Annotated in this window: 12 protein-coding genes; 7 read left to right on the forward strand and 5 right to left on the reverse strand. The window is 62.2% G+C overall.

The genetic code is table 11. The features are described 5' to 3' along the window. The first annotated feature begins 36 nt into the window (after nt 1-36). The 3 genes from E0H22_RS11220 (at nt 37) to E0H22_RS11230 (ending at nt 2,845) form a co-directional block, all read left to right on the forward strand. Nucleotides 37-390 (forward strand): diacylglycerol kinase, encoded by a 354-nt coding sequence (locus E0H22_RS11220; RefSeq protein ID WP_233026292.1) that lies wholly within the window; start codon nt 37-39, stop codon nt 388-390. 192 nt (nt 391-582) lie between these two features. After that, nucleotides 583-2,334 carry an NAD+ synthase gene (locus E0H22_RS11225; protein ID WP_233025717.1) on the forward strand — a complete coding sequence of 584 codons (1,752 nt, stop codon included), beginning with the start codon at nt 583-585 and terminating at the stop codon, nt 2,332-2,334. Nucleotides 2,335-2,464: 130 nt separating this feature from the next. Further along, complete coding sequence (locus tag E0H22_RS11230; RefSeq protein ID WP_233025718.1) at nt 2,465-2,845, forward strand: VOC family protein; 381 nt, start codon at nt 2,465-2,467, stop codon at nt 2,843-2,845. Here the strand turns inward: E0H22_RS11230 and E0H22_RS11235 are convergent, their stop codons facing one another. Further along, nucleotides 2,846-3,331 (reverse strand): MarR family winged helix-turn-helix transcriptional regulator, encoded by a 486-nt coding sequence (locus tag E0H22_RS11235; protein WP_233025719.1) that lies wholly within the window; start codon nt 3,329-3,331, stop codon nt 2,846-2,848. Between the two features lie 97 nt (nt 3,332-3,428). Between E0H22_RS11235 and E0H22_RS11240 the strand changes: the two genes are divergently transcribed. Then, entirely contained in the window at nt 3,429-4,595 is a 1,167-nt protein-coding gene (locus tag E0H22_RS11240) for an MFS transporter (RefSeq protein WP_233025720.1), read from the forward strand. Nucleotides 4,596-4,608: 13 nt separating this feature from the next. On the opposite strand, the gene E0H22_RS11245 is transcribed toward E0H22_RS11240, so the two are convergent. From E0H22_RS11245 to E0H22_RS11255, 3 genes are all read right to left on the reverse strand, one after another. Next, nucleotides 4,609-6,666, reverse strand: a complete 2,058-nt coding sequence (locus tag E0H22_RS11245) for a DUF1217 domain-containing protein (protein ID WP_233025721.1) — start codon at nt 6,664-6,666, stop codon at nt 4,609-4,611. A 185-nt stretch (nt 6,667-6,851) separates the two neighbouring features. After that, the gene (locus E0H22_RS11250; protein ID WP_430715242.1) at nt 6,852-8,018 is read right to left on the reverse strand and encodes a DUF2865 domain-containing protein; all 1,167 of its coding nucleotides are present in this window, start codon (nt 8,016-8,018) and stop codon (nt 6,852-6,854) included. A 211-nt stretch (nt 8,019-8,229) separates the two neighbouring features. Next, entirely contained in the window at nt 8,230-8,535 is a 306-nt protein-coding gene (locus E0H22_RS11255; protein ID WP_233025723.1) for a hypothetical protein, read from the reverse strand. Between the two features lie 311 nt (nt 8,536-8,846). Between E0H22_RS11255 and cysS the strand changes: the two genes are divergently transcribed. The 3 genes from cysS (at nt 8,847) to E0H22_RS11270 (ending at nt 11,397) form a co-directional block, all read left to right on the forward strand. Next, nucleotides 8,847-10,241, forward strand: coding sequence for a cysteine--tRNA ligase (gene cysS / locus E0H22_RS11260; protein ID WP_233025724.1), 1,395 nt, complete (start codon nt 8,847-8,849; stop codon nt 10,239-10,241). A 115-nt stretch (nt 10,242-10,356) separates the two neighbouring features. Continuing rightward, on the forward strand, nt 10,357-10,851 hold the full coding sequence (locus tag E0H22_RS11265; RefSeq protein ID WP_233025725.1) for a GNAT family N-acetyltransferase: 495 nt from the start codon (nt 10,357-10,359) through the stop codon (nt 10,849-10,851). Nucleotides 10,852-11,007: 156 nt separating this feature from the next. Continuing rightward, on the forward strand, nt 11,008-11,397 hold the full coding sequence (locus tag E0H22_RS11270) for a VOC family protein (protein WP_233025726.1): 390 nt from the start codon (nt 11,008-11,010) through the stop codon (nt 11,395-11,397). Nucleotides 11,398-11,466: 69 nt separating this feature from the next. On the opposite strand, the gene E0H22_RS11275 is transcribed toward E0H22_RS11270, so the two are convergent. After that, nucleotides 11,467-12,072, reverse strand: a complete 606-nt coding sequence (locus E0H22_RS11275) for an LOG family protein (RefSeq protein WP_233025727.1) — start codon at nt 12,070-12,072, stop codon at nt 11,467-11,469. Between the last annotated feature and the right edge of the window lie 58 nt (nt 12,073-12,130).

Below are 12,130 nucleotides of genomic sequence, written 5' to 3' on the forward strand. Positions count from 1 at the left end.
AGGGCGGGATGGTTCGTGTCGGGATCTGGTTTCGGATTGCATCGGCTCTGGCGGGCCACCGTCAATTCCTGGAATGGCCTGCGTTCCGGCATCAGATCGGAGCAGGCCATTCGTGAGGAGTTGGTGGCGCTTGCCCTCGCGCTCCCGCTGGCATTCCTGATCGGCACCAGCATGGCCCGGCGTTTGGAAATGATCGCGGTGGTGATGCTCGTCCTCACCGTCGAACTCCTCAACACCGCCATCGAGAAACTGGCTGACCGCGTCACGCTGGAACACGATTCACAGATTGGTCGTGTGAAGGATCTAGGCTCGGCGGCGGTGGGCGTCGCGCTGCTGATTGCGGGAATGGTGTGGCTGTTCGCGCTGGGTGAGCGGGTGGGGATGTTTTGAGAATAACGGAAGCATCGAAACTCCGTCTGTCATCGCCCGCGAAAGCGGGCGATCCAGTATGCGGGGACTTCTCGGTTCTATTTCGTCCGACAGTGTTTACTGGATCGCCCGGTCAAGCCGGGCGATGACAGTGGAGGTGCGTTGCGATCCCAGGCGGTTGCAACGCTTCAGCCCAAAGGCTTGAATGACGCCATGACAGATTCAAAGCGCTTCACCATCACGCTGGCCCAGCTCAATCCAACCGTCGGCGACATCGCCGGCAATGCCGACAAGGCCCGTCGCGCGCGTGCCCGGGCTGCCGCCGACGGCGCCGACGTGGTCGTGCTGCCCGAACTCTTCCTTGCGGGCTATCCCCCCGAAGACCTCGTGCTCAAGCCCGCTTTCCAGATGGCCTGCCGCGCTGAAGTGGAGGCGCTCGCCCGCGAGACCGCGGACGGCGGCCCAGCCATGCTCGTCGGCACCCCCTGGGTCGATGGTGGCAAGCTCTACAATGCCTGCGCGCTGCTCGACGGCGGCCGCATCGCCGCCATTCGCTTCAAGGTCAACCTGCCGAATTACGGCGTGTTCGACGAGAAGCGCGTATTCGCCCGCGGCACGGTCGGCGGTCCCATCACCATCCGCGGCCTGCGCGTCGGCGTGCCGATCTGCGAAGACACCTGGATGGAAGAGTCCGCCGATTACGAGGACGTGGTCGAGACCCTGGCCGAGACCGGTGCCGAAATCCTGATCGTGCCGAACGGCTCGCCCTATGCCCGCGGCAAGCACGATCTGCGCATGAATGTGCAGGTCGCCCGCGTCACCGAGAGCCATCTGCCGATGGTCTATCTCAATCAGGTCGGCGGCCAGGACGAACTGGTGTTCGATGGCGCCAGCTTCGTGCTCAATGCCGATCGCTCGCTCGGCGCACAGCTGCCGTCCTTCGCCGAAAACATCACGACGCTGATATTCGAGAAGGCGGGTGGCGCATGGCGTTGCAACGGCCCTGTCGCCAAGGTGCCGGAGGGCGATGAGGGCGACTACGCCGCCTGCGTGCTCGGCTTGCGCGATTACGTCAACAAGAACGGTTTTCCCGGCGTGCTGATGGGTATTTCCGGCGGCATCGACAGCGCGCTCTGCGCCGCGATTGCCGTGGATGCGCTTGGCGCCGACCGCGTGCGCGGCATCATGCTGCCGTTCCGCTACACCGCGCAGGTATCGCTCGACGACGCCGACAAGCTCGCCAAGGCGCTCGGCTTTCGCTACGAAATCCTGCCCATCGCCGATGCCGTGAACGGCTTCGAAAACATCCTCGCGGACACCTTCAAGGGCTTCGCCCGCGACATCACCGAAGAAAACCTGCAGGCGCGCACGCGTGGCACGCTGCTGATGGCGGTATCCAACAAGACCGGCGCCATGGTGGTGACGACAGGCAACAAGTCAGAAATGTCGGTGGGCTACGCCACGCTCTATGGCGACATGAATGGCGGCTTCAATCCGATCAAGGATCTCTACAAGACCCAGGTGTTCCGCATCTCGACCTTGCGCAATTCATGGAAGCCCGAAGGCGCCATGGGGCCGGAGGGTGAGGTGATCCCGAACAACATCATCATCCGGCCTCCCACGGCGGAATTGCGCGAGAATCAGACCGATCAGGACTCGCTGCCGCCTTACGATATTCTGGACGCGATCCTCGAACGCCTCGTCGAGCGCGAGCAGCCGCTGTCGGAGATCATCGCCGATGGTTTCGACAAGGATACGGTGCTGCGCATCGATCGCCTGCTCAACATCGCCGAATACAAGCGCCGTCAGGCTGCCCCGGGGGTGAAGGTGACGCGCAAGAACTTTGGCCGCGACCGCCGCTATCCCATCACCAACCGTTTTCGCGATCAGGCAAAGCCATTGCCGAAGCCCGATGAGGACTTGGTAACGCGTCCCGGCAAAGGCACGAGCGAGGCGTTCGATTGACCCGGTAATTCGTAGGGCGGATGAGGCGAACCCGGAATCCGCCGCTAACGCGCCAAAAGGATAGACCGCGGCGGATTACTCTGCGCTAATCCGCCCTACGGTCGTTGACGCCAGCTCTGAAGGAGAGCGCATGCTCACCGATGTTTCCGTTGGCGCCTTTGCCATCGTGCCGAGCAACGACCTTAAAGCGTCCATCGCATTCTGGGAACGACTGGGCTTCACACGCACAGGCGGCGAGGGCGACTATGTCGTCATGACCGGCTGGAATTGCGAAGTGCATGTGACGCAGGCGGGCGAAGGCCCGTGGCGCGTGCCGGAAGCCAACCCGTTCGGCATTTTCATTCGCACGCCCGATGTCGATGCCATCGCTGCGCGGGTGGACGATCTGATCGTCCGCCCCGGCGGCATCCTGCGCCATCGCGAATGGGGCATGTATGAGGTCGGCATCAACGGCCCGGATGGCTTGCTGGTCCGCATCGGATGGCCATCCCGCTTGATGAAAGCGGAATAGCTACTTCTGCGATGCCAACAGCTTCGCCAGCAACCCCGATAACTGACTCTGCTCGCGTGCGTTAAGGCCGCTCACGATGGCCTGCTGGTTCGCCACATGCGCATCGATCACGCGATCGATCAGAGCGAGCCCTTGCACCGTGAGCCCCACCAATGTGCCGCGTTTGTCGGCCGGGTTCGGTTTGCGCATGACAAAACCGACCTTTTCCAGCCGATCGATCCGGTTGGTCATGCTACCGGACGAGATCATCGCAGCTTCATAGAGTTCGGTCGGTGTCAGCGCATGCGGCTTGCCGCTTCGCCGCAGCGTCGCCAGCACGTCGAATTCCCCGGGCTGCAGATCGAAGCGTGCGAACAGCGGATTGAGTCTGTCGCGCGAAATCACCAGCGCGGCCTCGGCCAGCCGGCCGAGCAGCACCATCGCTCCCGTGTCGATCTCCGGCCGCTCGCGGGCCCATTGCTCGGCGGCACTCTCGGCTCTGTCCATCACAATCGTCTGTCTTGACGTCGAGACATAATTGTCTCTACGTCAAGATATATGAAGGCGCCCGCGAACGCAATCGGAAGGTGCCGATGGAGTCGTCATGTCTCGTTTTTCTTCCCGGCTGCTGTTTCCGGCGGCCGTCATCATCGTCGGCATCAATTTGCGTCCGGCGCTGGCTGCAGTCGGCCCGCTGCTCGATGCGATCCAGCGCGACACCGGTCTCGGCGATACCGGCGCCAGTCTGCTGACCACGCTGCCGGTGGTGCTGATGGGCGTGTGCCTGTTCGGCGCGGCGTGGCTGCGGCGTCTGTTCGGCGAGCGCGGCGGCATCGCGCTCGGCGCGGTGCTGATCGTGCTGGCCTGCGCCATGCGCTGGTGGTTTCCCGACCTGTCCACCTTGCTGTTGACTGCCGTGCTCGGCGGCATCGGTATCGCCATCGTGCAGGCGCTGATGCCGTCAGTGATCCGTGCGCAGGCCGGGGGAAGCGCGGCGCGGCTGATGGGACTGTATTCGACGGCGATCATGGGAGGCGCGCTTATTGCGAGTACGCTGAGCCCTTGGATCGCACGCAGCGTAAGCTGGCCTGCGGCGCTCGGCATCTGGGCCGTGCCGGCGCTCGTCGGGCTTGCCGCATGGTGGAAGGTGATGGATCGCCCCGACACTGCCACAAGCGGCTCTGCGCATCGTGCCATCTATCGCTTTCCGCGCGCATGGGTTCTGCTCGCCTTCTTCGGCCTTGGCACCGGCGCCTATACGCTGGTGCTGGCGTGGCTGCCGCCGTTCTACACCCGGTTCGGATGGACCGCGGAGGCGGCCGGGGCGTTGCTTGGTCTCGTGACCCTTGCCGAGGTGGTTTCGGGAATCGCGGTATCGCTCTGGATCAACCGTTTGCCGGATCGTCGCCCTGCGCTCCTGGTTGCGATCGGCGCGCTGCTTGTCGGCTTGCTCTGCCTGTGTCTTGCGCCGCTATCGCTCGCTTGGCCGGCAGCACTGTTCGCCGGACTCGGCATCGGCGCGCTGTTTCCGTTGTCGCTGATCGTATCGATGGATCACGCCGGGGATGCCGGCGAGGCCGGTGCCATCGTCGGCTTCGTGCAGGGCGGCGGCTATGTGCTCGCAGCCTTGCTGCCTTTCATTGCAGGGCTGTTGCGCCAGCATCTCTCGGATCTCACGCCGGCCTGGTGGCTGATGGCGCTACTCTGCGTCGTGATGGCCGGAATTGCAGTGCGGCTACGTCCCGAATGTCGCCTGTTATGTGACGTTTAGAGCTGTAAGGGTGTCACCGCGCCGTCTTCGCCACTGCGGCAAAGGCCGTATTACTCAGCAACCCGCCGCCTTGGTAAAGGGTGATCACCGGTGAGGATGCGACACCGGTGCCGTTCTTGATGTCATACAGCGCCGAGAAACGGTTCAGCAGCTTCGCGAGTTTGGCGGGGTCGGCGAGGTCCTTCAGGTTGAGGTGTTTTTCAACCACCTTGGCCTGCTGGTCGATATCCATGGCACCGACCTCGTCGGGCAGGCCGAAGGTGGTGCGGAATACTTCCGCCAGCGCCTTGTCGGCGAGCAGGTCATAGGCCGAAGTGATGCCCGGCGCCTTGCGCTCGAAATAAAGCGCGAGCCGGACGCCCGGATTGGTCTCACCCTGCTGCGTTTCCAGCGTCTGCTGCAGATACTTGCGCTGGGTTTCCATAAACTGGTCGCGGGTCTGCGGTCCGAATTTCGGCAACCGGGCGACCTCGCCGTCGTTGTCGAAATTGAACGAAGCCACCAGCTCCGCGAAGCGCGGATCGGTCTGGGTGTTGACGAAACTCTTGGGGTCTGTGAGGTCCGAGTCGAACATCTTGCGCAGGTCGGCGGTCGTCACCTTGGCGGGATCGAGACCCCTGGCGACGAGCGCGATGTCCATCAGCTTCCTGTCGGCGAGCAGCTCCTTCACGCTTCCGATATTGGCGATGGTGTTCTGATAGTAAACGGCGTCCTTGTCGGCGGCCTTGCGCAGCTCGGCCTGTTCCTTGTCCTTCGTGAAGCGCGTCTTGGCGATGATGTAGTCCTTCATCACCAGCTTCACTTCCGCGCCGTCCTGCGCCACCACTGGTGTGGTGACATTGCCGCTGCTGTCGAAATTGAACGCGCGCGCAAGCTGGACGAAGCGATCATCCTTCAGCTTGTTGACATAACTCTTCGGATCGTTCGGATCGCTCTTGAGTACATTCTTGATGATGGTCGGCGACACCGTCTCCGGATCGATTCCGAATGATTTCAGCGCGAAATTGAAAACGTTTGGCGTCTTCAGGAACTGGTCGACGGTCGTCACCTTGGCGAGGCCCGCGCGATACTGCTTGATCAACGATTCGGAATAGCTCGGGTCCGCCGCGAGATAGACCGCGCCCTGGCTGTTGACATATTTGGCATGGGTGTCGCTCTGCTGGGCAGCCGTCTGCGGGTCGGTGCCGGCAGGTAATGTCCCGTCCGATGCGAACTGAAAGGCGCTGGCAAGCGCGACATAGCTGTCGATCGTTTCGAGCGCCTTTCGGTAGCTGACGATGCTGATCTCGTTCATCGAACCGCGCGCGCGTTCCAGATCGATCTTGCGGCGCAGATCGGCCATATCGGCGCCGGGCTCCTTGAGTTGCGCCGTATAGGCGTCGATCTTGCTGGCGGCGTCGGCCATCGCCGCCTGCGCCTTGGTGATGTTGGCGTTGATGTCGTCTTTCTGCGACACCCAGACGGAATTGACATAACTGTTCGGATCGGATGGGTCGCTGCCCAGCACCTTGCTGATCGTGTCGTGCGACCAGTTGCTCTTGTCGATTCCGTAAGCCGAGAAGACGTAGTCCCGCAGTTTGTCGTCGGCGAGCAGGGCATTGACGTTGGTGATCTTGCCGATCGTCAGATTGTAGTAGTTCTTGTTCGCGTCCAGCGCATCCACGCCGCGTTTCGCCACTGCCGTATACAGGCCGATCATGTCGTCGATCTGGTTCGCGGACTGGGCGGTCTTGGTGTCGGCGCTGGCCGTGCCGAATGGGAAGGCAGCCGCGAATTCCCGGTAGCGCTTGTCGCTCAGCTTGTTGGCAAAGCTGTTGGCATCGGAGAGGTTGCTCTCCAGCACCTTGCGGATGAAGGCCTTGGCATAGGCCATATCCTCCAGGCCATAGGCCTTGGTGGCGTAGGTGTAGAGTCGATGGTCGTTCAGGAGATCGTCGACGCTCGTTACCTTGCCGATATTGGCTTTGTAGTAAGCGCTGTCCTTGCTCACTGCGGCCTGCTGCGAGACTTTTGTCATCGACTTCTGCAGGTCGCGCGAGACCAGATTGTAGTTGATATAGGTCGACACCATCGGACAGCGCCTTTCGGATTATTCCGATGATATTGCCGCGAGGTTATCCGAAGCTTGCGCGATTGCAGCCAACTGTCGCGATCGCGGTTGTCGCCCGAACGGTACGCAAGGCGAACGGATCGCCGGGATAGGCTGCAATTGTCCGCCAGGCGAGCGATGACGGATTTGGCGCGTCGCGATCTCGACTATTGCTTTGCGTTGTTCGGCAAGAATTGCGGGCCGACCTGACGGATCTGGCCAGGATTGCTCGGCGCCGCCGGCTGCTGTGCGGGTGCGGGCGATGAATCCGGCGTCGGGTTCTTTTTCAGTGCGGCCGGCGTGCCCTTTTGAGGCTGCGACAATCGCTTGGCGCGCTCTTCGGTGACGATGATGTCGCCATTTTCCGCCGCGGCCTTGTCGTCGATGGTCTTCAGCGCATCCGCCCAGGTCTGGCCCTGCGCCTTGCAGGAGCACGACGGATTGAACTCGGTGCGATACTTGAACGCGTTTGGCGACGATGAATAAGGCTGACCGGCGATCGATACCGCCGCATTCATGTCCTCGCCGGGATTGCGATAGGTGTAGAGATTGGCATCCGTGGCCGGGCACTGCGCCTTGCAGGCGCGCTCGTCATCGGCGAAGCGGGCAGGGACGGTCGTGAACGAGATCGGGAAGTAATACCCGTCGCAGGTGCGCACGCAGACGGTGCGATAGGTGCCCTGCGGGACATTGCTCATCATCGCGTCGCCGGCCGGCGGGATTTCGCCAGGGCTGGATTCGTTGTTACCGAACAGGTTGCTGAGGAAGCCGCCGGGGCCGGAATTCTGCTGCGCGCTGCGCGCTGCGGCGGCATATTGTGGACCGCAGCCGTTCTGCGCGAGTGCCAGCAGCACGGACCGGCGCTGGCTGTCGCGGTCCGACAGTCCCGGCGTGCCGACGCGCAGACGCTCGAGACTGTTGGTCATCTGATCGAGATTGCCGCGCATCTGCTGGATCTGGTTGTTGACCGGACCGCATTGCGCCGACTGGCCGGAGAACAGCGAGAAGAAGCCGGATGAATCGCAGCCCATCCGCCGCGCCTGCTGCGAGACGCGATCGAGCTCGGCCTGCTGGCGACTGATGGAATCTTCATAGCGCCTGATCTGATCGGCGCGCGCGGGGTCAATGCCGTTGCCGCGATCGATGGTGGCGAGCTGCGCCTCAAGCCGGCCGCACATCGGATTGGCGGATTGCTGCTGCTGCGCCTGGCCCGGCGGATAGACCTGCGCAGGATATCCCTGCGCGTATGCGTCACCATGAAATGCAGAGGCGCCGATCAGCGCGGCGCAGGCGAGGGCCCAGCGGAAAAAAGTGGCAGTCACAGGTACAGACATATCCGGCCGATGAACGAGGAACGGTCGGGTGCGCAATCAGCCGCGACCCGGGCCGTCATTGCCATATGCACGCGATGAAATTGCGGCGATGAACGCGTCTCATAGCCGCTTCTCAGGGCCGGGTCACGTCGAATTCCGGTGCCGCAAAGCCGCCGCAACGCGGCCTCCAGACTGCCGCACCGAACAGGTGCAAAAGCTGCAGAAAGAGGCGTTATCGCTGGCAGGTGATGGCGACGAATTCGTCGCATTTGCCGGACTTGCAGGCGCCGGTGCTCGACGAAATCGAGCCGGTCACTTCATCGGGATCGACCCGGCGATAGGCCACCGCCTGAGTGAATTCGCGCGACCTGCAATAGGATAGCGCAGCCGGCGCGCCGCATTTCTCGCCCTTGGCCAGACACTGGTCGATGCCATAGCCGTCGGACTGGTTGGCGACGATGAAAACGCGGGAATCGGCTGAGGCAGCCGAGGAGACGACCGCAAATGCCGCGGTCAGAGCAGCAAAAATGACTTTCATAACCCACCAGGCAGATGAGGAACCGAGTTCCACTCGATAAACCTCAATGGTTAACAAGGGTTAACCGTGACGGCCGGGTACGCACCGATTGCGGCTGAAATGTGCCGTCCTTGCGGGTTTCCAGAGGCGGATGCGGCACCTCGGTGGCGCTTGACGGTGAAACCGTGCTGCCCCATGGTGCCCGCATGAACGGTTTCCTCGCCATTTGCGGCATTTGCCGCGAGATTATGCGCTAGCGATTCGCTGGCTGAGGCCGTCTTTTTCTCATCCGAGATCACCGGACGCCCGGCCGCCAAGCCGACGGACATCCTATGGAACTGCGCCTCTACGACACCCTGACCCGCGAGAAACGGGTTTTTACGCCGATCGATGCGAACAACGTTCGGATGTATGTCTGCGGCCCAACGGTCTACGATTTCGCCCATATCGGCAATGCGCGGCCGGTGATCGTGTTCGACGTGCTGTTCCGCCTGCTGCGGCACATCTACGGCGAAAATCACGTCACTTATGTTCGCAACATCACCGACGTTGACGACAAGATCAACAACCGTGCGCTACGCGACTATCCCGGCTTGCCGCTCAACGAGGCGATCCGCAAGGTCACGGAGAAGACCGCCGATCAATTCCAAGCCGACGTGAAAGCACTCGGCTGCCTGCCGCCGACGGTGCAGCCGCGCGCGACCGAATTCGTGCTGCCGCGGCCCGATGGCAAGACCGATATGGTGACGTTGATCAAGGAGTTGATCGCGCGCGGTCACGCTTATGAAGCGGCGGGCGAAGTGCTGTTCGACACGCAGTCGATGCCGGATTACGGCGCGCTGTCGGGCCGCAAACTCGAGGACCAGCAGGCCGGCGCACGCGTCGCCGTGGACGCGCACAAGAAGCATCCGACCGATTTCGTGCTGTGGAAGCAGTCGTCACCGGAGGAGCCCGGCTGGGACTCGCCATGGGGCAGAGGCCGGCCCGGCTGGCACATCGAATGCTCGGCGATGTCAGCCGCCTATCTCGGCACGACTTTCGATATCCATGGCGGGGGGCTCGATCTGATCTTCCCGCATCATGAAAACGAGATCGCGCAATCGCGCTGCGCCCATGGCACGCATGCCATGGCGAATTACTGGATGCATAACGGCTTTCTGCAGGTGGAAGGCGAGAAGATGTCGAAGAGCCTCGGCAACTTCTTCACCATCCGCGAATTGCTCGATGACTGGCCGGGCGAAGTGCTGCGCCTGAACATGCTGAAGACCCAGTATCGCTCTCCGGTCGACTGGACGGTGAAGGGCCTCGAGGAAAGCGCAAAGACACTCGACGACTGGTATGCCGTGGCTGCCGATCATGCTGGTGGCGAGGTGTCGCCGAAGGTTATCGAAGCGCTGTATGACGATCTGAACACGCCGTTGCTTGTGGCGGCTTTGCATGGCCTGCGCAACAGCGCAGCCGCGGGCAGTGAGGCTGATCGAGCGACGTTTGCAGCATCGATGCGCATGCTTGGTTTCCTATTGGATTCAGCTTCAGCGTGGAACGATCGCAAGCAGCAAGCGAGTGGTATCGATGCAGCAAAGGTCGATGCGTTGATTATCGAACGCACCGCTGCCCGTGCTCGCAAAGACTTCAAGGAATCGGATCGCCTTCGCGACGAACTCGCTGCGATGGGCATTGTGATCAAGGACTCCAAGGAAGGCACCACTTGGGAGGTCGCGCGATGAGCCGTCCTGACACGCCGTTTCCAAAGCACTGGAAATACTACATCGCCATCAAATGGGCGCTCATCATCGGCGCCATCGCGCTGGCGCTGAAGCTCGTCGATTACTGGTGAGACCGATGGCTGCATCGAACGCCAAGCCGGGCCTGCGTCCGTTTCTTCCCGAAGACACCGCGATTGCCGCGGCGATCTATGTTGCGTCGATCGCGGAATTGACCGGTGACGATTACAGCGAGGCGCAGCAAGAGGCCTGGGCGCAGGCCGGCGATGACGAGGAGCGGTTCGGCAAACGCCTCGCCTCGCAGCTCACGCTGATCGCGACGCTCGATGGGATTCCGGTGGGATTCGCTTCACTGAAGGGCGCCGATCATATCGATCTGCTCTATGTGCATCCGAATGCGGTGCTGAAGGGGGTGGCTTCCACATTGATCGACGCGCTGGAGAAACTGGCTGGTGCGCGCGGTGCGACGGCGCTCACGGTGGATGCGAGCGACACTGCGCTCGAATTCTTCATGAAGCGCGGTTATGTGGCGACCCAGCGCAACAGCGTGCCGGTTCATGACGAGTGGCTGGCGAATACGACGATGAAGAAGGCACTCGCGGCAAATGCGTAGGATGGGTAGAGCGCAGGCGCGATAGCGCCGGAGTGAAACCCATCGGCCGAGTTTGCCGCAACGACGGAATGATGGGTTTCGCGGAGTTTATCATCGGGCGCGCTTCGCGCGACCCGTTGGCTCCACCGATCCTACGGTTCGGAGTTGGAGGCGAACATGATCGATCACGTCTCGATTGCCGTCAGCGACCTCGATCGCGCTGTCCCGTTCTATGAACGAGTCTTCGCACCGCTGGGCATGACCCGCCTGGTGACGAGGCCGAGCATGGTCGGCTTCGGCAAAACCTATCCGGAGGTGTGGATCAATCTTCGCGTCGGGATGGCGCCGCTATCACCAAGCAGCGGCGCGCATCTGTGCCTGCGCGCTAAGACGGCGACAGAGATCGACGCGTTTTATGCGGCTGCGATGCAAGCGGGCGCGGTCTCCGAAAGTGGGCCATCGATCCGGCCGCACGACCGTGTGCGCTACTACGCGGCCTTCATCGCTGATGCCGATGGCAATCGAATCGAAGCGGTGACGTTTCCGCAGGACGAGATGTCTCACTGACCGTGTCCCGGGCGCGATGCAGCGCTGCGGAGCGACACTGCATGCTGCGCCGCGTCCGGGATATAGACGTCAGAGACGCGCCGCGACGTCCGGGGCGAGCTTCTTGCCTTCATCCGGCGTCTTGGCAGCGGCCGCGCGCAGGCGGGGCAGGATGTCTTCGGTCTGATCGGCGGTGAGCACGTCGAGCGGCAGCGTCGGGCGGATGAAGGCCGTGGTGCGCATATGGATCAACAGCGTCAGCAGCGGCTCCCAGAAGCCGTCGATATTCGCCAGCAGAATGGGTTTGCTGTGGCGGCCTAGCTGCTGCCAGGTGAGCTGTTCGACCAGTTCCTCCAGCGTGCCGATACCGCCGGGCAGAGCGACGAAGGCGTCCGAGCGCTCGAACATCAGGCGCTTGCGCTCGTGCATGTCGTGGGTGACGATCAGCTCCTGCGCACCGACCAGCGCATTTTCGCGTTTGGTGAGGAATTCAGGGATGATGCCGGTGACGTGGCCCCCATGCTCCAGCACGGACTTCGCAACTGCACCCATCAAACCGATGGAGCCGCCGCCATAGACGAGACCGATACCGTTCTCGGCCATGATCTTTCCGAGGTGGACCGCCGATTGGATGAAGTGGGGATTGGTACCGGGGCCGGAGCCGCAATAGACGCAGATTGTTTTGATAGTGTTCATGTCGGGCATGTGGCATCGCCATATGACATGGTCAAGACGCTCTGAACGCATAGCGGGA

The sequence above is a fragment of the Rhodopseudomonas boonkerdii genome, assembly GCF_021184025.1.
GTDB classification, from domain to species: Bacteria; Pseudomonadota; Alphaproteobacteria; order Rhizobiales; family Xanthobacteraceae; genus Tardiphaga; species Tardiphaga boonkerdii.

Bases quoted from the DNA above. Each gene is read 5' to 3' on its own strand.
- E0H22_RS11245 (WP_233025721.1), bottom strand. From the start codon at position 6,666: ATGGTGTCGACCTATATCAACTACAATCTGGTCTCGCGCGACCTGCAG.
- E0H22_RS11225 (WP_233025717.1), top strand. From the start codon at position 583: ATGACAGATTCAAAGCGCTTCACCATCACGCTGGCCCAGCTCAATCCA.
- E0H22_RS11240 (WP_233025720.1), top strand. From the start codon at position 3,429: ATGTCTCGTTTTTCTTCCCGGCTGCTGTTTCCGGCGGCCGTCATCATC.
- E0H22_RS11265 (WP_233025725.1), top strand. From the start codon at position 10,357: ATGGCTGCATCGAACGCCAAGCCGGGCCTGCGTCCGTTTCTTCCCGAA.
- E0H22_RS11235 (WP_233025719.1), bottom strand. From the start codon at position 3,331: ATGGACAGAGCCGAGAGTGCCGCCGAGCAATGGGCCCGCGAGCGGCCG.
- E0H22_RS11275 (WP_233025727.1), bottom strand. From the start codon at position 12,072: ATGAACACTATCAAAACAATCTGCGTCTATTGCGGCTCCGGCCCCGGT.
- cysS (WP_233025724.1), top strand. From the start codon at position 8,847: ATGGAACTGCGCCTCTACGACACCCTGACCCGCGAGAAACGGGTTTTT.
- E0H22_RS11230 (WP_233025718.1), top strand. From the start codon at position 2,465: ATGCTCACCGATGTTTCCGTTGGCGCCTTTGCCATCGTGCCGAGCAAC.
- E0H22_RS11250 (WP_430715242.1), bottom strand. From the start codon at position 8,018: ATGTCTGTACCTGTGACTGCCACTTTTTTCCGCTGGGCCCTCGCCTGC.
- E0H22_RS11255 (WP_233025723.1), bottom strand. From the start codon at position 8,535: ATGAAAGTCATTTTTGCTGCTCTGACCGCGGCATTTGCGGTCGTCTCC.
- E0H22_RS11270 (WP_233025726.1), top strand. From the start codon at position 11,008: ATGATCGATCACGTCTCGATTGCCGTCAGCGACCTCGATCGCGCTGTC.